Origin of the sequence: Bifidobacterium tissieri, from assembly GCF_002259645.1 — a bacterium.
Classification (GTDB): Bacteria; Actinomycetota; Actinomycetes; order Actinomycetales; family Bifidobacteriaceae; genus Galliscardovia; species Galliscardovia tissieri.
Map to the genome: position 1 here is coordinate 97,600 of NZ_MWWV01000012.1, position 20,636 is coordinate 118,235.

Annotated in this window: 20 protein-coding genes; 16 read left to right on the forward strand and 4 right to left on the reverse strand. The window is 57.7% G+C overall.

Features of this window, described 5'->3' with window-relative positions:
• The first annotated feature begins 8 nt into the window (after positions 1 to 8).
• The 5 genes from BTIS_RS08545 to BTIS_RS08565 all read left to right on the forward strand — a co-directional run bounded on the left by BTIS_RS08545 (position 9) and on the right by BTIS_RS08565 (position 5,291).
• Positions 9 to 2,060 carry a phage tail spike protein gene (locus BTIS_RS08545; protein WP_094664539.1) on the forward strand — a complete coding sequence of 684 codons (2,052 nt, stop codon included), beginning with the start codon at positions 9 to 11 and terminating at the stop codon, positions 2,058 to 2,060.
• 10 nt (positions 2,061 to 2,070) lie between these two features.
• A complete protein-coding gene (locus BTIS_RS08550; protein ID WP_094664541.1) occupies positions 2,071 to 3,387 on the forward strand; it encodes a collagen-like triple helix repeat-containing protein in 1,317 nt (438 codons plus the stop codon).
• A gap of 6 nt (positions 3,388 to 3,393) precedes the next feature.
• Positions 3,394 to 3,756 carry a hypothetical protein gene (locus BTIS_RS08555; protein ID WP_094664543.1) on the forward strand — a complete coding sequence of 121 codons (363 nt, stop codon included), beginning with the start codon at positions 3,394 to 3,396 and terminating at the stop codon, positions 3,754 to 3,756.
• Between the two features lie 93 nt (positions 3,757 to 3,849).
• Positions 3,850 to 4,923, forward strand: coding sequence for a GH25 family lysozyme (locus tag BTIS_RS08560; RefSeq protein WP_094664545.1), 1,074 nt, complete (start codon positions 3,850 to 3,852; stop codon positions 4,921 to 4,923).
• An 80-nt stretch (positions 4,924 to 5,003) separates the two neighbouring features.
• Positions 5,004 to 5,291, forward strand: coding sequence for a hypothetical protein (locus BTIS_RS08565; protein WP_094664547.1), 288 nt, complete (start codon positions 5,004 to 5,006; stop codon positions 5,289 to 5,291).
• Between the two features lie 40 nt (positions 5,292 to 5,331).
• On the opposite strand, the gene BTIS_RS08570 is transcribed toward BTIS_RS08565, so the two are convergent.
• Complete coding sequence (locus BTIS_RS08570; protein WP_094664549.1) at positions 5,332 to 6,597, reverse strand: type II restriction endonuclease; 1,266 nt, start codon at positions 6,595 to 6,597, stop codon at positions 5,332 to 5,334.
• A gap of 84 nt (positions 6,598 to 6,681) precedes the next feature.
• On the opposite strand from BTIS_RS08570, the gene BTIS_RS11875 reads away from it, so the two are divergent.
• Positions 6,682 to 6,855, forward strand: coding sequence for a hypothetical protein (locus BTIS_RS11875; RefSeq protein WP_158216879.1), 174 nt, complete (start codon positions 6,682 to 6,684; stop codon positions 6,853 to 6,855).
• A gap of 56 nt (positions 6,856 to 6,911) precedes the next feature.
• The gene (locus BTIS_RS08575) at positions 6,912 to 8,465 is read left to right on the forward strand and encodes a DNA cytosine methyltransferase (protein ID WP_158216880.1); all 1,554 of its coding nucleotides are present in this window, start codon (positions 6,912 to 6,914) and stop codon (positions 8,463 to 8,465) included.
• Here the strand turns inward: BTIS_RS08575 and BTIS_RS08580 are convergent.
• Positions 8,462 to 9,649, reverse strand: coding sequence for an MvaI/BcnI family restriction endonuclease (locus BTIS_RS08580; RefSeq protein ID WP_158216881.1), 1,188 nt, complete (start codon positions 9,647 to 9,649; stop codon positions 8,462 to 8,464). The two genes, BTIS_RS08575 and BTIS_RS08580, sit on opposite strands and share 4 nt — an antisense overlap.
• A gap of 232 nt (positions 9,650 to 9,881) precedes the next feature.
• Here BTIS_RS08580 and BTIS_RS08585 point away from each other — a divergent pair, with 232 nt between their 5' ends.
• From BTIS_RS08585 to BTIS_RS08600, 4 genes are all read left to right on the forward strand, one after another.
• Positions 9,882 to 10,448: a DUF4365 domain-containing protein gene (locus BTIS_RS08585; protein WP_094664555.1), complete on the forward strand. Its 567-nt coding sequence runs from the start codon at positions 9,882 to 9,884 to the stop codon at positions 10,446 to 10,448.
• Positions 10,445 to 11,662, forward strand: a complete 1,218-nt coding sequence (locus BTIS_RS08590) for a hypothetical protein (protein WP_094664557.1) — start codon at positions 10,445 to 10,447, stop codon at positions 11,660 to 11,662. The genes BTIS_RS08585 and BTIS_RS08590 overlap by 4 nt, the downstream gene beginning before the upstream one ends.
• A gap of 963 nt (positions 11,663 to 12,625) precedes the next feature.
• Entirely contained in the window at positions 12,626 to 12,880 is a 255-nt protein-coding gene (locus BTIS_RS11880) for a hypothetical protein (protein WP_094664559.1), read from the forward strand.
• A 124-nt stretch (positions 12,881 to 13,004) separates the two neighbouring features.
• A complete protein-coding gene (locus BTIS_RS08600; protein WP_094664561.1) occupies positions 13,005 to 13,619 on the forward strand; it encodes a hypothetical protein in 615 nt (204 codons plus the stop codon).
• 308 nt (positions 13,620 to 13,927) lie between these two features.
• On the opposite strand, the gene BTIS_RS08605 is transcribed toward BTIS_RS08600, so the two are convergent.
• Positions 13,928 to 14,275 (reverse strand): hypothetical protein, encoded by a 348-nt coding sequence (locus tag BTIS_RS08605; protein WP_094664563.1) that lies wholly within the window; start codon positions 14,273 to 14,275, stop codon positions 13,928 to 13,930.
• A 42-nt stretch (positions 14,276 to 14,317) separates the two neighbouring features.
• Positions 14,318 to 14,596, reverse strand: a complete 279-nt coding sequence (locus BTIS_RS08610) for a hypothetical protein (RefSeq protein ID WP_094664564.1) — start codon at positions 14,594 to 14,596, stop codon at positions 14,318 to 14,320.
• A gap of 138 nt (positions 14,597 to 14,734) precedes the next feature.
• On the opposite strand from BTIS_RS08610, the gene BTIS_RS08615 reads away from it, so the two are divergent.
• The 5 genes from BTIS_RS08615 to BTIS_RS12355 all read left to right on the forward strand — a co-directional run bounded on the left by BTIS_RS08615 (position 14,735) and on the right by BTIS_RS12355 (position 20,598).
• Entirely contained in the window at positions 14,735 to 15,073 is a 339-nt protein-coding gene (locus tag BTIS_RS08615; RefSeq protein ID WP_094664642.1) for a DMT family transporter, read from the forward strand.
• A 130-nt stretch (positions 15,074 to 15,203) separates the two neighbouring features.
• Positions 15,204 to 15,989 carry a class I SAM-dependent methyltransferase gene (locus BTIS_RS08620; RefSeq protein ID WP_094664566.1) on the forward strand — a complete coding sequence of 262 codons (786 nt, stop codon included), beginning with the start codon at positions 15,204 to 15,206 and terminating at the stop codon, positions 15,987 to 15,989.
• Positions 15,990 to 16,315: 326 nt separating this feature from the next.
• Positions 16,316 to 16,750, forward strand: coding sequence for a DUF805 domain-containing protein (locus BTIS_RS08625; RefSeq protein WP_094664568.1), 435 nt, complete (start codon positions 16,316 to 16,318; stop codon positions 16,748 to 16,750).
• Between the two features lie 397 nt (positions 16,751 to 17,147).
• Positions 17,148 to 18,539, forward strand: a complete 1,392-nt coding sequence (locus tag BTIS_RS08630; protein WP_094664644.1) for a UTP--glucose-1-phosphate uridylyltransferase — start codon at positions 17,148 to 17,150, stop codon at positions 18,537 to 18,539.
• Positions 18,540 to 18,675: 136 nt separating this feature from the next.
• Entirely contained in the window at positions 18,676 to 20,598 is a 1,923-nt protein-coding gene (locus tag BTIS_RS12355; protein ID WP_094664570.1) for a helix-turn-helix transcriptional regulator, read from the forward strand.
• Positions 20,599 to 20,636 lie beyond the last annotated feature (38 nt).

The following is a 20,636-nucleotide window of genomic DNA, read 5'->3' on the forward strand; positions in this document are numbered from 1 at the left end:
GACAATCCATGCGCTTCGCATGCTTCGACCGGTGGGACCAGCCGAAACCCGACCTGACCGGCATCACGTCCGCCACATGGACCAGCGGCGTGGACGGCACCCGCACCTTGGAGGTCACCGCCACCGGCGAAAGCGACATCGGCAAGGGCGACCGGCTCGTGTTCACCGACCCACGCGGCCGACTCCAGGAAGCCATCGTCGTCTCGCCCGAGCACCGGCGCGAGGAGACGCGGATCATCACCAGCCTCGTATGCAAGGGCAGCGTCCAGGAACTCGACGACACGTTCATCGAAGACAAACGCAACCGTGGAGCCACGGCCGCGCAATGCCTCGCCAAGGCATTGGAAGGCACACGGTGGACGGTCGGCACCGTGGAAGGAACCACCACCGCCGACCTGAGCTTCTACCACGTGAGCGTGCTCGAAGCCGTGGAATCCATCGCGGAAGCCTTCGGCTTGGAGATCACCGCCAGCTACCTCATGGACGCCGCCCACACCCGCGTCACCGACCGGGCATTGAGCCTCGTCAAAACCCAAGGCGACCAGACCAGCACGACACCACGCCGGTTCGAGTACGGACACGACCTCAAGGGCATCACGCGAACCGTGGACGCCACCGGGGTCAAGACCCGCCTCTACGGGTACGGCAAGGGACTGCCCACCACCGACGAGGACGGCAACCAGACCGGCGGCTACGGGCGACGCATCGACTTCTCCGACATCAACAACGGCAAGCCCTACGTCGAGGATCCGGCCGCCACCGCATTGTGGGGACTGCCCGGCCCAAGCGTGAGCACCATGGGCAAGAACCTCGTCACGGGCGGCGGATTCGAGAGGAAATACGGCGACGGATGGCTGTTCAATCCGACCAGCGCGTTCCTCGACGCGCTCGTCAAACAGGACGGCGACGTGACCCCATACGAGGGCAAGGTCATGCTCAGAATGGGCACCGACACCGACACGTGCGCCACGGCCGCGATCTGCGACCACACCGACGTCAAAGGCGACCAGGAATACCAGCTCACCCTCTGGACGCACGGGCCCGCCGGATCCACGCTCACGCTCAAGGTGTCGCAGAACGTGAACATATATCCGACCTCCACCATCACCCTCGCCCCGCTGACCAACACCGGCCAATGGACGAAGACCACGCGCCGGTTCACCACACACCGCATATGCAGCGCCATCCGCGTCTGGATCGAGAACCCCACCGCCATTATCTACGTGGACGACGTGGCCATCAGCGAGATCACCACCACGGGCATCCACCCGGCCGAAGGCATCTACGAGAACGGCGACTGCGAGGACAAGCAGCAGCTCCTCGACGAAACCCGCGCGGAACTGAAACGGCGCAGCACGCCCACGGTCAGCTACGAGGCCGACGTGCTCACCTTCACCCACGCCGGCATGAACACCACCGGCGTCGCCCTCGGCGACCGCGTGCTGCTCGTGGACACCACCTTCACCCCGGACCTACGCCTGTCCGGCCGCGTGCTCCAACTGGAGGAGGACCTGCTCGACCCCGCGCTCACGGTCATCACAATCGGCAACATCATCGAACGGTTCACCGCATCCAACCGCAACGCCGAACAACGTCTCGACCGGGTGGTGGCGAACGCGGGCGCATGGAACACCAGCAGCCAGCAGATCACCCAGAACGCCTCCAAATGGGATCAGGTCGCCCAGACCGTCGTAGACAACGGCAACCGCTGGAACACCACGGCAGACACGCTCGACGCGAAGGCCGCCACGTGGGATGGCACCGGTGCGACACTCACCGCCAAGCAATCCTCGTGGGACGCGGCCGCGGCGATACTGACCACCCGGCAACCCCAATGGGATGCGACCACGGAAACCGTCACCGCTGGCCAAGCCGACTGGGACAAGGCCGCGACCATCGCGGACGCGCACGCGCAGGCCATACGCCAATCCACGTCCGGCGTCACGTTCCACCACGGGGACACCGCCATCACCCTCGGCGACGCCATCATCCTCACGGACGCGTCGGGCACGTGGACGTTCACCGAAGGCACGTTCGTCAAACAGGAACCCAGCGAGTAAGGAACCATGCATGGCCTACGAGATAGAGCAGTACCGGACGATCGAGACGACCCTCGACCTCGCCAACGACTACACGCCACCCATCCGCCTCAACGCCGGCGACCGGGACGGGCGGATCCTCAAATTCAACATCACCAACGGCGGCGACGACGTGGACGACCTCAACGGCCTGTCAGCAAGACTCACATGGAACCGAGACCCCACGGATCCATCCAGCGGCGGCGGATACGCGGACATGAGCAAGAAGAACAACACCGACAACGCCACCGGCGTCCATCAGGTCAGCTTCACCACACCCGTGCCCACGGCGCTGCTGCAGCAGGCGTCCGACCGCATGGTCGTGGGCATCGAGATCGAGGACGCCGACTGGCACGTGATCGCCAGCCGCAACATCCCCGTCATCATCGAACCCTCCCGCATCAACCCCAAAGCCCCCGAGATCGCCGACCCGCTCAAGGATCTCCACGAGACGATCGGCAAGGCGCAGGAACTGATCGACACCGCCAGCATCGACATCGGCACCGTCACCACGCTCACCCCAACAAAAAAGGCCACCGGCGCGTTGACCGGCACCGGACTGAAACGCAAACTCAACCTCGGCATCCCACGCGGCAGCAAGATCAGCAGCGTCACCGCCACCGCCTTGGACACCGCCACACCCACCGTCACGACCGGCACGGACACGAACGGCGACATCACCATCGTCCTCGGACTGCCACGCGGCAAACAAGGCGAGAAAGGCGACAAAGGCGACCCCGGAGAGCCGGGCGGAGCGGGCAACGTGCCGATCGCCACCAGCACCACCGCCGGCATCGTCAAAATCCCCACGAGCACGACCACACAGCCGCTATCCGTGGCATCGGACGGCACGGTGACGGTCAGAACCGCAAGTAGCACCCAAGCCGGCATCATTACCGCCGCCCAGGTCACGCGCCTCACCGCTCTGGACAAAGAACAGAGCATCGAGCGGACCAATGGCAAAACCGTACAATTCGCGATAATGTCTGCTCACCTGTATGCGGACGAGGAAACGTTCTTCGGCGTACGGGACAATCTCTTGCAATACCCCTTCAACTGCGTGCTCTATCACAAGGGATTGGGCGGCAACTTCACCGAGTTCTCGTTCTATCTGCGGCGTGCGGCCAGCACGACCGGCATCCTGCCGTACAAGCACCTGTACGTGGTGGACATCACCGACAAGACGCTCCATAACCTAGCCTGCACTATGGAAATCAGCACCGTGAATCCCAAAGCCTTGTTCATCACCCTTGACACGGGCATCGCCGTCAAGGACGGCAACCTTTATGGACTCCGCTTTATGAAGTAGGCCGACATGACTCCCTCCACTACGCAACCGCTGATACTCGTCGCCTGCGCCGTCATCGGCAGCGGTGCCGTCACCTCGTTGGTCTCGTGGCTGCTGCGGCGCATCGACCAGCGCAGGAACCTCGAACAGGCCATCGCCGAATCCGCGACCATCCGCCGCCTCGAACTGGAGATCTACAGGCAGAGCCTGTTCCTTCCCACCACGAGCCGCATGCAGCACGAGCACCAATTGGACGCCGGCAAGGCGTACACGGAGCGCGGCGGCAACGGGCCCGGCCACGTGCGCGTCCAGCAGCTGGAGGACGACTACCGGCACCGGCTCGACACCGACGACTGGAACTACCCGTCGCATCGTCGCCCTCATAACTGAAGAACAACAGAACAGACCGAACAGTCACAACCGGAAAGCCCCATGCGACGCCAGATCGCAGTGGGGCTTTCCTCGTAAGAGAGGGACAAAGGCATGTCCAGGATCACACACCGACTATTCGCCATCACGGCGCTATTGCTCGCCATGCTCACGGTCACGCCCAGCGCGATGGCCGACATGCGTGGCATCGACGTGTCCGGCTGGCAGTCTCCGACCGTCACGTGCACCGCCGACTATGATTTCGCCGTCGTCAAGGCCACTCAGGGCACCGGCTTCACCAACGGCTACATGACATCTCAGGCGCAGTGCGTGAGGCAGCGGGGCAAGAGTCTCGGCTTCTACCACTACGCCGGAGGCGGCAACGCCACGGCAGAAGCCGACCATTTCGTGAACACCATCCGCCCGTACTTGGGATCCGCGGTGCTTGTGCTCGACTGGGAAAGCTACCAGAACAGCGCATGGGGCGACTCCAACTGGATCCGCGTGTTCGTCAACAGGGTGCACGCGCGCACCGGGGTATGGCCGCTCGTCTACACGAGCGCCGCCTACCTGTGGCAGATTCCCAGCGATGTGCGCGCCCATTGCGGTCTGTGGGTCGCCCAGTACGCCAACAACAACGCCACCGGCTACCAGACGCGTCCATGGAACTACGGGCGCTATGGCGAGGCTATGCGACAGTACACGTCCAACGGGCGCATCAACGGATACGCCGGGCCATTGGACCTGAACTACTTCCGCGGTGACGCCGCGCAGTGGAACAAGTACGCCAACCCCAGCGGCCACACGGTCGCGCCCGCACCGACACCTACGCCGAAGCCGAATCCCGCGCCGCAGCCGTCCCGGCCGAACGCCGGCAACGGGGTCAGCGTGGTCGTGCGTCCCGGCGATACGATCAGCGGCATCGCCGCACGCACCGGACTCTGGCCCGTGACCGCATGGCGAGTACCCAGCGGGAACATCAACCGCATATGGCCCGGCCAGACCGTCACCTACCAGGGCAAAGGCACACCGTCCGCGAACACCGGCACCGGCGCGCGGATCCATGTCGTCAAGCGAGGCGAGACGCTGAGCGGCATCTTCGGCGCATCCGGCTGGCAGCGCGTCGCCCAACTCAACAACCTGAAGAATCCGAACCTCATCCATCCCGGACAACAGCTGCGCTACTGAAGCCGCCGTCCAATTTGCGGCCTTCGGCACCACGCCGGAGGCCGCCGCTTCCATATCCGAACAACCCAAGGAGAACACGCATGGATATTTCCGCAGCGACCACCCTCGCGGCCGGCATCGTCGCCCTCGTTGCACCCGCACTCGTGCAGGCGTTCAAGAAGTACATCCCCGCCGACTACGTGGGCCTGACCAGTCTCGGCGTCAGCGTCCTGCTCGGCGTCATCGCCATCGCCGCCACCAACGGCTTCCACGGCTACGGCTGGGGCATCGTCCTCACTGGCGTCATCGGCGTCGCCCAAGCCGTCTACACGCTCGTGAATCAGGCGTTCAGCGGCAAGCTGAGCAAAGACGCCATACCGATTAGGTGAGCGAATTAGGTGGATTGCTGGTTTGTCCCCAGCAATCCACCTAATCACCAAGCCCGAGATCTGCCAGCGTTGGTATCTCGCTTACTCTCTTGATGAAATCAGAGAACAGAATGGTATTGCCTTGCACCTCTGCGGGGTGAGTGTCGCGGATCTTCTTGGGCATGACAAGCCGTAGCTTCTTGTCCACCATCTGCCTGTTTTGCTCGACGGATATGCCAGACGGCGTAATGGTCAGGAGATGCTTCTCATTGATTCTGTCGGCCTCGTCTAATACCTGCCGCCACCTGTCCTTGGTGCTTGTCTTGGCGGCAAGCATCCTGAGAAACCGTGCCGGGTAATGTTTGCTCGCATACTCCTCTACGCCGGGGAACAGGAAATCTGGCTTCTTTTTCTTCTCGGTCACCGCCTGCGGCGCGTACCGAATCCCGCGGGCCTCCAGAATCCGCTGAACATGCTGCTCAAGACTCGTACCGGCGCGGCTCATGCGTCGGTTACGAACGTGCTTGTAGAACGTCGTGAATTGGGGAACGTTGATCTTTCCATCAACGGAAACGAACGGAGTTTCTTCATATTCATGCTGGACGACGGCTTCCTCTAGCACTCGGAACAGATGGTACTCACGTTCGTAATACGCCAGTACCACGTCGTCCGGGTCATCCACCTCAGGATCGATGTCGGTCAGGGAGTCTTCCGCGTATTGGGCGAACTCACGTCCCGTCGGGAAACTGTAGTTCCATCGGTTAAGCATATCTTCAAGAAGGAGCTCGTCCTTCTGCTGTGGCTCGAATCCGAGCAGCGACAATAGTTGCACTGCGAATACATCCACAGATGCCTGCGTCCGGTCATATACGTTGAATCTGCCGTCAAGGTCTTTGATGCCGAAAAGCCAGCGCATCTGTGCGTCCACGCTGCTCGAAGCAGCCGTGATTGCAAGTAGCAGACGTCCATCTTTCATGTATCCGCAATACAAGGTGTCGCCGGCTGATGCCAGTTTCATCGGCGTGCATGCCTGATAGTACAGGCGCCATTCCGCGCTTCGTGTCGGGTTGCTGCGTCTGGTGTCGTACCAACTTGTAACGATGTCCTCGGCAACGGGGTCATCGTCATCAGATAGATATATGGCGACGGTGGGGATTCCGCTGCCTTCCGTTGCCTTCCGATCGATGTCTCCCAGAACTGGCAGCATGGCCTTGGTGACGCCACCTATCTCGTGCTGGTTGCTTCGTTTCGGATCAACGTCGACGGGTTGGAGTTCCTTGGAGGCGATCTTCTCGATGTAGTCTCCGAGCATTCCGTAGCTTGACATATGGTTCATTGTATTCGACAGGCCGTCTTCATGTCCCATATTGGTAGTAAAGTAGTATAGTATTACTATTTGAAGGAGTTTGGCATGGAAGCACATCAGGGCACACGCGAAGACGGCAAAGACGACCCGTGGGAGACCACTTCGCTGAAGATGCGTCGCAGCACCCGCAAAGCCGTGAAAATCTACGCCGCCGAGCATGACATGACGATGCAGAGCGTTCTCGAAGAGGCGCTTCTTCGTCTCCTTGCCGAGAAATAGGGGATGGGGGCGGTAAGATGACCCATCGTGCAAATCCAAGCAAAGGAGACATCAAGGTGACACAAGGCAGCGGCCCTACCTTCATCGAGCTGTTCGCCGGTTGTGGCGGGCTCAGTCTGGGCCTTCGTGCGGCCGGTTTCCGTGAGGTCATGGCGAATGAGCTTTCCTCCATGCCCGCCGAGACCTTTGCCTTGAATCTGATGAACGTCGATATGCGTTCCCCTGAGTTCCAGCAGACCGATCCCAAGGATCGCAAGGTGCTGTGGATTGACTCGGCATCCGATGTCGTGTCCGAACGCTTGGTGGACAACCCGTTCGAGCGCCCCGAGACGGACATGCCCGAGCTGGCGGGCATCGACGATTTCGAGGGGCGCCTGATTGTCGGCGACATCCGTCGTCTCAACGCGTTCATCGAGCATCGCGGAAGCGCGCTGGTGCACGGAGAAGTGGATCTGGTCTCGGGCGGTCCGCCGTGCCAGAGCTTCTCCCTTGCCGGTCGTCGCGAGTTCGGCAACCAGCGCAACCAGCTGCCGTGGGAGTTCGCGAAGTTCGTGGACTCGCAGCGTCCCCGCATGGTGCTGCTGGAGAACGTCGAGGGCATCCTGCGGCCGTTCAAGCTGGATGATTCCACGTATTACGCGTGGTTCGAGGTGTGCAAGGCGTTCGCCAACATCGGGTATGCGACATGTCCGGTGCTGCTGAACGCGCGACTGGCCGGAGTGGCCCAGAATCGTCCCCGATTCATCATGCTGGCAATCCGGGAGGATCTGACCGGCGACCTTGATGACGGCCTTGCGCCGTGGTTCGAGCAGGGCGTTCGACTTATCGAGGCGGTCAAGTCCGAGGATCCCGCATACGACAAGGCCAAGTGGCATTACTGGGATCTCACTGATGAATCCACCGCCGAGAGGGCGGCCGATTCCGTGTTCGCCCCGCTGGTTGCGTTCCGTGACGCCACCAAGCAGCATACGGTGTACGACGCCATCCGTGACCTTCAGGACGAGGATGCCCCCTCGCGAAGCGAGTACGTCAAGGAGATCAACTCCGTGCTGGGCGTTCATCTGGAAGGCGGCAGCAAGGAGATGCAGAATCTCCGCCATCCCAATAGCACGCCCAAGGTGAAGGCCCGTTTCCGCGTCTATCAGGTTATCGCCAACTCGCCCAAGCAGGTGGGCGACGAAATCAAGAAGATCATGCGCGGTCAGAAGACCGACATCTCTGACGAGACGTACAGAACGTTGGCTGGTTGGGATCTGCTGGAATACGGGAACGGGCTGCCGGCCGATGCCGGACAGATGGTCGCCTATCTGGCCGGCATGGCGACACGGAAGTTCTCCCAACGGGCACTGGTCAGTACGCTGCCGGCACCAGCCGCTCTGTCGATTCCCGACGACGTGGCCCACTATTGCGAGCCTCGAACGCTGTCGGTGAGGGAGATGGCGCGCATCCAGTCGTTCCCGGACTCGTTCGAGTTCCGCGGCATCGCCACGACCGGCGGCGAACGCAGACGGTATCAGGTTCCCCAATACACGCAGATCGGCAACGCCGTGCCGCCGCTGCTCGGACGCGCATTGGGGAAGGTGGTGTCCTCGATACTGTCCTTGCTCTAGAACACGAACTCCTCAGGATCCGAGAAGAGCAACGGGAAGTCCTTCTTATCCATCTTGAACAGGACGCCGTGATCTCGCCACTTGCCGTCAGCGTCGAAGTGAGCGGCGAGATCCAGCGTCACCTTGTCGGTCTCGATCAGAGGGCCCAGCAGGGACGCGTTGGGATTCTTGGTGTGCATCACACGCACGTATCGGAAGTACTCAACGCCGTCAACCATCTCCGAGGTCGCCCCCACCCAGAAGGTTTCGGGGTGCTTGGTGCGCAGTCGCTCCTTCAACAGTTTCATCGTCCACGAGGCGACGTAACTGCGCTTGTCGCCATCCTGATACTCCATATCAAGACGGTCGGCGTTCTCGTTGACGTCCAGCACCAGCCCGTACGCGTTGGGGCGGGAGACCCTGAAGGTCTCGTAAAGCTGGAGACGCGCCTCGGAAGATCCGCGCGGCACCTGCATCTTGCCGTACTTCTCGACGATCTCCCTGTAGGACAGTCCCGCATCCGGCACCTGCGAGAACAAGGTGGAACGGGTCGGGGTGCGTATCTTGCCGTTACGGCTCAGGCGCGTGGCCTTTAGCTCGATGCCCATGTAATCCGGGTTCTTGGAGTTGTTGCGCTGGATACCGAGCGCGTGTTCCAGCGTGTCGCCCACGCCGGGGTCTCCGGGGGTGATGGAGCGTTGCGGGCCTGCCTCGTTGATCTTGCGGATAAGGGAGAGGAGCTGCTGTTCGATGACGCTGCTCTTATCGCCGGTCTGCAGGATGCTGTACGCGTAGTCCCGCTTCAGCAGGGATTCGGCGACGTCAAGATCGGAGAGGTTGAAGACGTAGATCGCCTCGTCGATGACGGTCAGGGCGAGGAGGTTGCAGGGGCGGCAGTGCTTCTTTAGATCGTAGAACCAGATTCGCGGATCCCCGTGTTTCGTGGTGGGGCGGTACAGGGAAGCCTGCGTTTCAACGAGTCCGTCGGCTTTAACCAGAAACGCGGGGACGACGTGCTTGTTCTCGGTGCCCTGCGGCTGAAGCTGGTAATCGTGTACGTGGGCGTCGTACAGGAGTTCTCTCACCGGCGCGATGGCGTCCATGATCGACTTCTTGTAACCGGTCGGGGTCGGCACCAGAAACGCCACGGGGGTGTTGAGTCTGGCGAACACCGGCGCAAACCGCTCGATGGGTGTGTCTGACATACTGAGCATACGGAACCTCGCTTGCCTCGTTGACGCGCTATGGCTCAATCATACGAGCTTCAATCGGTGAGCGCCCGGAATGACGCAGCCTTGACATTGGTCCCAGAGGAGCAACTTGTCAGTATTCGCTTGACATCCACAACCGTCGAACGCATGTTCTAAAAACGCCCCTCCTGTCCGAGGAGTGGAAAAAAGGAGACAGGATGCCGTCAGACTTTTAAAATACGCAATCATGACTGACCTGACTGCTGCGCAAGAATCTTATGTAGATCTTGACATACATCGCGGCATGCCGTCCAGGGAGTCGGATTTGAAAGAACAGTTACAAATCGGGCTGGTCAAAACGATAGTGGCGGCGGCCGGTTGTAATATGTCAAAACCCGAAGTTGACAACGGCGTAGACCTGCTGTTAACGCATGAATGTCCTGAAAAGCAAGAAATATGCGGTCCTTTGCGTATACAGCTAAAAGCTACTTCAAGGAAAAATCGATGGAACTCTGATAGGACAAGAATCTCTGCCAAACTTAGCCACGACAGATATGATCAATTCAGAATAGATAATCCGGCTTACCCTATGATTATCGTGATCATGGACGTTGACCCTGATATGCAAAATTGGTATCAAGCAGATGATGAATATTCAAAGATACGATATAGATGTTATTGGGTCTCGATTCAGGGACGTGCTCCAGTTGCCGGTAAGAATGACGTTATAGTTTCTGCGCCAAGATCGCAAGTATTCGACGACGTCGCGTTATGTACTATTTTTGGAAAGATAAGGGCGGGTGAAAAGCTATGACGATCTCACACGCTGATCTCCTATATGCACTGTTCGACGAGCTGCATTGGGTAAAAGGGATACTCGAATCTAATCAAGCTGAATTTTGGTTTCCATCTAGAGATAAAGAAGCTGAAGGTATTTCTTCTGCCCTTGTTGTGCCCAAAAACAGGAACGCTACCGATTACGATGCCGAGATAGACGGCGTGCTTAATCGTCTCTCAAATATGTACGGCGCGAAGTACGATCAAGCAAGCGCGTTTGTAAAGGAAGTAATTTTCAAGGCGTATGATCCGATTGTTCTACGTGAAGACACTGGCGCAAAAAGCGGCTTGATTAGCTGGTCCGCTGGCAGTCATTTGATCACCAGCGCCGAGGGACTCCTTGGCTCCGCGGCTAAAGCGGCTGTATCTACTCAAAAGAGATTTGGGTCAGCGAATCACAAAATTAAGGACTCCGTTCTTCGGGATTCATTTATGGGACAGACTCAGATTGGCAGTTATATAGTTACAGCTTATGTGCCCTCAAATCATGCTTTTGAAGTGTCTGATTCACAAAAAACGGCAGACAAGCAAAAAGTTATTATTGGTCGCGCTGTTACCGATACTCTCACGCGAGCATTAAAAGCGGTTGATGGCAGTGTTTCCGAAGTTATTAAGAATAATGATGCCGATAGCTCTTATAATGTTTTTGATGAGGCGGTTCAAGAGGGAGTATCCTATGAACTTCTTGATGCAATATCCCAGATGTCTGATACCAATGAATCTTCTGTGACTGTATCTTTTGCTTCCTCTGACAATTCGGTACCACATAAAGTTTATGAATTTGTCGTATCTCCCCAAATGCAGCCAATTGTCACTAAAGCCAAAGAGTTCTTTGAAAGGACAGAATCGCCTGTTTCAATGCGAGTCGTGGGTGAAATCGTTCGCTTGGACAATTCTTTAGATAAAGGACAACATGAAATTCGTCTTAGGACATTCGGTAAAGATGTTCCTAACACGGTTACTGTTTTCCTGAGTGCTGAACAATATGAAAAAGCTATTGAAGCTCATAAGACGCAACATGTATTTTCTGTCACTGGCGCGTTGCAAAGAATGCAACGAGGTGCCGAGATCGTTGATCCCCAAGAGGTCAATATTGAGCCCACCGCGCTCTCTCAGCCCGATGGGAATGACATTAAACTAAGCAGTAAGGATAGACGGAAAATTGCAGATGGACAAGGCTCTATTTTCTAAACTATAGGTTTGTTGAGGTATTACCTGTAGCGAAGTTTGTCTCTCACGAGGAGAACAAGCCTTAGCAAATCATCAGATAGTAAACGGAAGTGAAGAGAGCAGATTGAGATACTTGCGGGTTGGTGACGTGGAGCCGTTCCGTGATGAGCTACTGCATCAGGATAAGCCGCAATCCTTGAAGGTGCTTGAAGAGTCATCGAAGTGGTAGAGGCATTCAAGGACTGGGACAGCATGGGCAGACCACCGAGCAGCGCCATGACCTGATTGACGAGTGTGCCGACGTGATTCAGGCAACGGTCAATCTCATGGCAGCTATGGAATTTACCGATGATGAGATTCGGCAAGCCATCGAAGACTGCCGTGCTCGAAACGATGCTCGCGGCCGTATGACACCACACTCTGACGTCTGAAGCATCTGGCCCGCTGTTCCTCAGTCATCTTGTCGCTTCAGCCGCGGAATGATGCTCGTCATCGTGTCTGTGACTCAGACACGATTCAGACACGATGACCCCCGAAAGTGGCGAAATCAGCGGCAATCAACGAATCTTGCCAAGAGCCCGGAAACCGCGTCACATCAACGAAAACGAGACTAACGAAGCTCACAATAATTAACGAAACAACCCCAAAACCGAACAAGGGGTCGCGGGTTCAAATCCCGCCGGTCCGACCAGAAAGCCCGGAATCTCAATGATTCCGGGCTTTTTTGTTATCGCATGAGCCCCTCTTGCCCTCCAGACACGTCTTTCGGACACGACCAGACACGACAACTACGTGACACACCTCAAATCAAGCCATTTTCAGGCAGTCGTCCGTGACTTATCACAACTTTCCCATACTGCAGCTCCGCTCTCTCATGGTGGAGAGCGAGGCCGTCTTGCCGTTTTTAACCGGTTCTTCGGCACATCAATGGCACGATGTCGCACAGGGTGACGTGACCATTCACATCGGGTCGAGGCGTTTCTGGTGGATCCACGTACGGATGGTCGCAGCGAGCAGTCATATGCCGACCTTCGCGCACTGGTCGCTCAGCTGCTTGGGAGTGCCCTTCTTCTCCGACTTGGCAAGACGATCGAGCAGCCGGTCGGCAACGTAGGTGCGGTTCACCTCGGCACTGCAGGAACGGAGGATGAGACAGTCAAGCCGGACGATCAGCCAAAGAAGACAGAGGATGAGGCCAAAAAGACCGGCAGGAAGAAGACTGGTAAGCCGTCCGTGTAATTGGAACAAGTCTCATAGGACGAAAGCCAGCAGCCGAATTCGTCGTTACGCCCAAACTGTTGGAACATCGACGTTCCGAATTATCATGTATTCATACAACTACTATGGCAGTAGGGGGGCGGATATGGATACGCAGACAGTTCCGATTGGCGGCTTTAATGTCGCTATCCCGCAAGGGTTCAGCAGATTGAATCGCATGCCGGACGATCCGCCAGAGATGACGGCGTACGCCACCCAAATGGAGCAATCGGCATATGTGTTGTTCCTGCAGCCGATACCAGCCGATCACGCTATGCCGTTCGGCGATGTACAGGCTGTGGAAGATGGGATCCACCAAGCGCTGGGTGACGATCAAGGGCTGATCGAGGTCGTCAGTGGTACCACCGACGCCAAGCGGAACGTCATTTGGAGCATCGTCAAGACAGTCTCACAATCCGAGGGAGTGCAATACGGCCTAACCCTGCACCCTGACTGTCCTGGTTTCGTATTGCACGTTCAGGGGTTCGCGAATGAAGCGGGCACGACCGGGATTCGTGAAGCGCAGGTCTACGAATTCGCACGACGGCATGGATGGATTGATAACCAAGGGCAAGGATGGTCTTGCGACCCCTACGACGCCAATTACCGGCACGGCATCCTTATGAATCTTTCCGAAGACAGCCGATTCGACGATTTCTTCCCGAATCATCCACTGTCAGTCGTCAGGAAATTCATATTGATGCTCATCAGATATAACTGATGCTACGAGTCACCACCATGGCAGAGAGTTCCACAAAACTGCTGGGCTCTCTCACTTCCCCAATAAGAAGAGACCGAAGCCAAACGTCCAAGGCGGAGTCAACCCGCGGATACCAACGACGCTCGTAGACGGGTATTGGTTGCCTACGACACGTGCCATATCTGCGGTAAGCCCGTTGACAAGACACGGCCCGGCACCGTGGGGAGATGTCCCACCGGCCGACGCCGGTTGCACCCCTGTGTCATAGCGCCGCGCTCTCCCCGTTGTTCAAATGGAGCCTAACGATCGCGTATCCCTGCAATGGTTTTTCACAGCCCATCTCTTAGGTGGTCGAGTAGGAAGGCTTTTTGCACAGGATCATCAGCATTGGCATCCGCCTTGATTCGAGGGAGCTGGATGTCCAGTTTCTGACACTCTTCTCTTAGCGCACTCACGACGCATGTCTCTAGCTCGCCTTCTTTGCTGGAAAGCAACTCTGGATAGTATTTCAGTAGAAGACGCACCATCAACTCACACTGGGATCTCCAGTCATCGCCGCTTATCTTTTTCAGACGCTTCAGGCAACGGTATGATTCGCTTGTTTCGACTTGGCTTTCCACGACGAGATAGTAGACGACGTCCTGATCGTCAAACTGCTCATAGCAGGCTTCCAGCAAAGTGAGCCATCCATGCGGAAGGTAGGGGTCGCCGTTTCTCGTTCATGTTTTCGATGGGAAGCATGAGCCCAATTCAACCCTCACGAACTTGCCGTTTTCGTCGTATATTGTTTTGTTGCCACGATGGTCCATCTCGTCTTCGCGCTTGAGTTGTTCCTCCAGAGCGTGCTTGTGCAGGAAGATAAGCTTTTCTAGATCCGGCATGCCGGTCAGCCGTTCCAGCAGCGCACGAACCATTTGCCACTCATCTATGGAAAGCTCAGCCTTCGCCGCATACGGCGAATCCAGACCAAATCGTTCAATAGGTACATTCGAACGCATTCCGGAGCATCGCCATTCATCAGAGAACCTACCTTCCATTTTCCAGAAGGCAGTTATGGACAACGATACCGCAACGACCTGTAACGAATACCTGATATTGTCCCTGATCTGAAACGAAATCGCGAGGAGAAGATGGACATGGCCTTGACGTGGTTGATGCTGTTCAGAGCTATTTTCAGTGAGGTGGTGGCCACGTTGTCGTTGCGCGCATCGGAGGGGTTCAGCAAACTTGCCTGGGTGGTTCCAGTGGTGCTTGGGTACGGCTTCTGCTTCTTCCTGCTCGCGAAGGTACTGGACCGTGGCATGCCGACCGCATTGGCGTATGGCGTATGGTCGTGCGTCGGCATCATCTCCACCGCGATCATCGCGCATTTCGCCTTCCGCGACCCGTTGAACTGGCGCATGTGGCTGGGCATGGCGATCATGATCGTCGGCATCATCGTGCTGCAGTGGGGCAGTCACACGGCCGTTGAATAGACCGCGAATGACCTTTCAATGTTCGATGTCACGATGATTGCAAGAGGCCCGGATTCCTGAGACGGCCAGGCGAGTAGCCTGTAGGGGGTGAAGGATTGAATCCGGGGTTGATCAGAAAGAGTGATTCGCGATGATCGTTGACCAGCGTATAGATGACGGCACGCCGTTCGACTGGGGGAGGACGTCGGCCGATTACGCGAAATACCGTGATATCTACCCGCCGGAGTTCTATCAGATGATCCTCCATCGTGGCCTGTGCCGGGACGGTCAGCATGTGCTCGATCTGGGCACCGGCACCGGCGTGCTGCCGCGCAATATGATTCGGTACGGCGCCACATGGGTCGGCACCGACATCTCCGTCGAACAGATCGGGCAGGCCCGACGCCTGTCAGCCGGCATGAGCGGCATCGAATACCGGGTATCGTCTGCGGAAGACGTCAATTTCCCGGATGCCTCGTTCGATGTGGTCACCGCATGCCAGTGCTTCTGGTATTTCAACCATGAAATCGTGTGCCACAAACTGCATCGCCTGCTCAAGCCGGGCGGTCGGTTCCTTGTTATGGTCATGGAGTGGTTACCGTTCGAGGACATGATCGCGGGAGAGAGCGAACGGCTCGCGCTCAAGTACAGTCCGCATTGGAGTGGAGCGGGAGAGCAGATGCACCCGATCGCGATTCCAGACTGCTATCGTTCCGGTTTCGAACTCGTCCATCACGAGGAGCGTAAGCTGAAAGTGCCATTCACCCGGGAAAGCTGGAACGGGCGGATGAAAGCCTGCCGCGGCATCGGGGCATCGCTTGCCCCGGAACGGATCATCGTATGGGAGCGCGAGCACATGGCCATGCTTGAACGCATCGCCCCGGAACGGTTCGACGTGCTGCACTACGTAGCCATGGCCGAACTGAAGCGAATCTGAGACACTCTAGCCGCTATCTCGTCCGTTGTACATGAATGTGTACAACGAACCCCCCATTATTGGATACGCCGAGCCGGATACGGTTTCATGATGGTACGGAGGAAATCCCTCCGCATGCGATGAAGAAGCCGACCAACAGGTCGTGCCAGTAAGGAGCGACAATGAATGTGAACATACAGACGCCAACGAACAAGACGAACACGAGCGGAACTGGCACCATCGCCTATGCGAGCGCTGGCGGCCGCACGGCGCCACCGCTGAGAAAACCCTGATATGGTATCGGGGTCAAGGACGCTTCCCGTCGTTTCTGGAACAAGGCTCTCGTGATGCGGGGACGGGCATCGCGCGGCGAATACTGGTGGGCGATGCTGCTGTGTCTTCTCATTGAAGCCGTCGTCATGCTGGTGACGCAAGCCGGGGATGCGATCATCTGGCATGATGCCAGCGGAGATGGCCCTCTATCCACATGGGTGGTTTTCATCGTGGAATTGGTGCTTCTGGTACCGACTGTGACGATCGGCGTACGCCGCCTGCACGATGAGAACCTCAACGGATGGTGGATATTGCTGCCGTTGGCATTCCTTCTGGCGTTCATGGTGATCGGCGCCGTCTCGATCTCTGATCCCAACCGGATCATGGTGGCCGGGCTGCTCGTCTCGCTCCTGATGGGAGCAGCGTACCTGACCAGCCAGATCGTACTGTTCGTACTGCCTGCCAATCCCAGGGGATCCCGGTTCGACGACTCTCGAAACAGGCAGTGAAATGACCCGGATGACTGACCCTCAGCCACCCCGTACTATGGGTTCTGCATCTTTGAGCGACCACCCGGCCACATGGTGGCATGAACTGACTTTTCTCGTCAAAGTACGGCTATTCGCCGCGGTGATATGGCTGGCCTCACTACTGGCATTCTACCCCGAATCAGTCCTCGATGCCATCACTGCACTGATACTGCTAGCTGTCATTACACTCCTGCCACGGTACCCACACATCACCATCGCGGGAATCCTGTGCGCAACCCCAACGGCAGTTGAACGGCAAGCGTCTTTTTTGACAACCGATGCCCCCGTATTTGCTTTTGTCCTATAAAATGGAATTCCGTGTCCAAACGAAAGGGGAACCGTGTCCAACGATTCATTTAGCCTGTCCGCCGCCAAGATGCGCGAACATGGCATGAGCGAAATCGCCATTTCGCAATTCGAGCGACTCTACCGCACATGGCAGGCCGATCAGTCCGAGTGGATCCGCGAAGAGGATGTTGAGCCTCTGACCGATATTCCGGCCGTACGCGACATTCACGACACCATCGACCATGACAAGGCGCTTGAAGCATTCCGCAAGACCGCATTCCTCAAGCTCAATGGCGGCTTAGGAACCTCAATGGGGCTCGCCGGTCCGAAGTCCCTGCTGCCGGTGCGCCGTCACAAGGCCAAGCGCATGCGCTTCCTCGACATCATTCTGGGGCAGGTCATCACAGCCCGCACCCGAGAGAATGTGCAGTTGCCGCTGACGCTGATGAACTCGTTCCGTACTTCCAAGGAATCCATGGCCGTACTGCACCACAACCGCCGCTTCCACCAGGATGACATCCCCATGGAGATCATCCAGCACGTTGAGCCGAAGCTCGATGCGGCCACCGGCGCCCCCGTTGAGCATCCGGAGAATCCGGAACTCGAATGGTGCCCGCCGGGACATGGTGACGTCTTTGCCACGCTGTGGGAGTCCGGTCTGCTTGACTCACTGCTGGAGCACGGCATCGAATACCTGTTCATCTCCAATTCCGACAATCTGGGTGCCCGCCCGTCCACCACGCTGGCCGGTGCATTCGCCCAGTCCGGCGCGCCCTTCATGGTGGAGGTCGCTCACAAGACCCCTGCCGATTGCAAGGGCGGTCATATCGTGCGCGACAAGAAGACCGGGCGTCTTTCGCTGCGTGAGATGAGTCAGGTGCATCCGGACGACAAGGCCGATGCGACCAACATCGCCAAGCATCCGTATTTCAACACCAACAACATCTGGGTTCGTGTGCGCGATCTGCGTGACAAGCTCGCATCCACCAACGGTGTGTTGGAGCTTCCGGTCATTCGTAACCGTAAGACCGTCGACCCCACCGATTCCTCCACCACCAAGGTCATTCAGCTTGAAACCGCCATGGGTGCAGCCATCTCCCTGTTCGATGGTGCCACCTGCATCGAAGTGGACCGTCCTCGATTCCTTCCGGTGAAGACCACCAACGACCTGTTCATCATGCGTTCCGATCGTTTCCATCTGACGGATTCCTACGAGATGGAGGATGGCAATTACATCTTCCCCGAGGTGGATCTCGATCCTCGCTACTACAAGAACATTGCCGACTTCGATGAGCGTTTCCCGTACGGCGTGCCTTCGCTTGCCGCCGCCAAGTCCTTCACCGTCAAGGGCGACTGGACGTTCGGTCAGAATGTGAAATGCTTCTCGGCGGCATTGCTGGAGGACAAGGGAGAACCGGCATACGTGCCAAACGGTGAATTTGTCGGACCTCTGGGCGTCGAACCGGATGATTGGTTGTAAATGACAGTGGGCGAGAAATCGCCCACCAGGATAATTTTTCATAAAACCGTGGTTTTATGAAGAAATACCCGTAGAATGTCTAAAGGCGCTTCTGCGCCTACATACAACTATCAACGTTAACGAGACGTGAGGACAGATGGCTGAGGGAACTTCAAACGGAAGGCGCCGTTTCTCCGATAAATGGGGCAAGCATGAGCTGGATGTGCTGGCCGTACTTTCATCGGCTTTCCCCCAATGGCTGACTTCCCGCCAAATCGCCCAGCGAGTCAAGGCCTATGCCGATTCGTATGGTGAGTTGGCTGATCAGGCGGCCAAAGCGGCGTTTGCCAAGCAGTTCCAGAGGGATCGGGCCAAACTGGCGGCCATGGGTATCGCCATTGAGTCTCGACAGCCGGAATACTCCTCAAAGTCAGAAGGACAGGATTTCGCATCATATCGATTGCAGCTCGGCGACGAACCAAGGATCCGCATGCGTTTTGCGCAGGAGGATCTTCCGGTTCTCGCCGCGGCGAACTATCTTGCGCAGTCGATCTCGCTGTCCTCGGCATCCCAGCGCATGGAATCGCAGGAGAACACCAAGGCTTCGCGTACCGCTCCTCGCGTACCGCAAATGCCGGTTCCAGGTCTTGGTCTGGACTCCATCGCACCAGGCCTTGGCACCCAGACCATTCCTGACGCACTGGTGAAGGTCATCGACTCCCGACGTTTCGCCGCTACTGTGGACGTCGATGGCGAGCACATCAACGTGGCCTATACTGATTCCGATGATCTTGCCATGTTCGTGCTTGAGCATCCCGGCTCCTCGATCATCAGCCCTCAGGAGGCTGTTGACGCGTTCAATCGTCGTCTGCACGCCGCCACTCAGTTGGGTTCCGCCGACCATCCGGAAGAGGCGATCAAGGCTCGACGCGATCTGTCGATGTCCTCGGATCACAATGCCGACATCGAGGACTCCAAAGGCAAGACAAAAGGGCGGAAAGCGCTCAGCGCATCGTTCCAGACAGGTTCCGAAGTGGATCGTCGTCTGCGGCTTATGCTGTTCCTTTCCGCACACATCGGCGAGGAATTCCCGATGACCGATCTGGCCGAACGTTTCATCGGCCACGCCAAGACTGAGGACGAGCTCAAGAAGTCGGTCGCCGTGATCCGCAAGGACATCGGCACGCTCACCACGGTTTCCGATGACGGCGAAATGGCGGGCAGCCAGTTCTTCGACATCGACTGGTCACTGCTCGAAGCGGAAGGCATTATCAGCGCCACCAATTCCCTAGGCTTGGAGCGTCTTGCCGGCATTTCGCCTCAGTACCTCAGTCTGCTGACCGCGTCGGTAAGCTACCTTGCGCATTCGCCGCTGCTGCCAGTACAGTCCCGCCGTCAGGCTGGTTCACTGTATGCACGCCTGCGTGAACATACCGAACCGGGGGAGACCCCGTGGCTGTCGCTGACCGGCTATGAGATGGAGCCGCAATGCTTCCAGGCCGTGGATAGTGCCATTCATTCCAAGGCCCTGCTCAACATCGAATACACCGATGGTGCCGGACGTATCCGTGAGAAGCTGGTAGCCCCGGCAAAGATCTTCGTGGATGAAGGCGTGTATTACACCGCCGTGTGGAAAGGCGCCACCGAGTCATCGTTCAGCATTCCATCTCCCGACAGCAACGATCAGCGTCATCGAGATTGGCAGGTATTACGGTTGGCTCGCATCAGCCGCGCCGAGGTCGTCAATCCGGATCAGCCGATCGAAGTACCTGACGTTCCGATCTCGGAGCTTCGACAGTGGAGCTTCGACAACGGAACGGCGGCGTCCTTCGTCACCGACAAGCCGGGATTGCCGTTCATCGAATCGTTGCAGGACGCCCGAGTGGAACGTTGCGGCAACGGTGAGAAGGTGTATCTGACGGTTTCGTCCGATTCCTGGTTCGTGGCCTTCTGCATCGCTCATGCCCGTCATATCGTGGCGGTTTCGCCGGGTACGTTGCGATCCATGATCACGGCCCGCGCCACAAGGGAGCTGTCCTTGGGCGACAATACGCCCACACAGCCGTCGCGAGCCCAGTAACGTCATACATGCCGCCCATCAGGAGGATCTACTAGTCT

Bases quoted from the DNA above. Each gene is read 5' to 3' on its own strand.
- BTIS_RS08630 (WP_094664644.1), top strand. From the start codon at position 17,148: ATGCGCGAACATGGCATGAGCGAAATCGCCATTTCGCAATTCGAGCGA.
- BTIS_RS08590 (WP_094664557.1), top strand. From the start codon at position 10,445: ATGACGATCTCACACGCTGATCTCCTATATGCACTGTTCGACGAGCTG.
- BTIS_RS11875 (WP_158216879.1), top strand. From the start codon at position 6,682: ATGGAAGCACATCAGGGCACACGCGAAGACGGCAAAGACGACCCGTGG.
- BTIS_RS08545 (WP_094664539.1), top strand. From the start codon at position 9: ATGCGCTTCGCATGCTTCGACCGGTGGGACCAGCCGAAACCCGACCTG.
- BTIS_RS08550 (WP_094664541.1), top strand. From the start codon at position 2,071: ATGGCCTACGAGATAGAGCAGTACCGGACGATCGAGACGACCCTCGAC.
- BTIS_RS08600 (WP_094664561.1), top strand. From the start codon at position 13,005: ATGGATACGCAGACAGTTCCGATTGGCGGCTTTAATGTCGCTATCCCG.
- BTIS_RS12355 (WP_094664570.1), top strand. From the start codon at position 18,676: ATGGCTGAGGGAACTTCAAACGGAAGGCGCCGTTTCTCCGATAAATGG.
- BTIS_RS08570 (WP_094664549.1), bottom strand. From the start codon at position 6,597: ATGTCAAGCTACGGAATGCTCGGAGACTACATCGAGAAGATCGCCTCC.
- BTIS_RS08580 (WP_158216881.1), bottom strand. From the start codon at position 9,649: ATGTCAGACACACCCATCGAGCGGTTTGCGCCGGTGTTCGCCAGACTC.
- BTIS_RS08610 (WP_094664564.1), bottom strand. From the start codon at position 14,596: ATGCGTTCGAATGTACCTATTGAACGATTTGGTCTGGATTCGCCGTAT.
- BTIS_RS08620 (WP_094664566.1), top strand. From the start codon at position 15,204: ATGATCGTTGACCAGCGTATAGATGACGGCACGCCGTTCGACTGGGGG.
- BTIS_RS08560 (WP_094664545.1), top strand. From the start codon at position 3,850: ATGTCCAGGATCACACACCGACTATTCGCCATCACGGCGCTATTGCTC.
- BTIS_RS08625 (WP_094664568.1), top strand. From the start codon at position 16,316: ATGCGGGGACGGGCATCGCGCGGCGAATACTGGTGGGCGATGCTGCTG.
- BTIS_RS08615 (WP_094664642.1), top strand. From the start codon at position 14,735: ATGGCCTTGACGTGGTTGATGCTGTTCAGAGCTATTTTCAGTGAGGTG.
- BTIS_RS08585 (WP_094664555.1), top strand. From the start codon at position 9,882: ATGACTGACCTGACTGCTGCGCAAGAATCTTATGTAGATCTTGACATA.
- BTIS_RS08555 (WP_094664543.1), top strand. From the start codon at position 3,394: ATGACTCCCTCCACTACGCAACCGCTGATACTCGTCGCCTGCGCCGTC.
- BTIS_RS08565 (WP_094664547.1), top strand. From the start codon at position 5,004: ATGGATATTTCCGCAGCGACCACCCTCGCGGCCGGCATCGTCGCCCTC.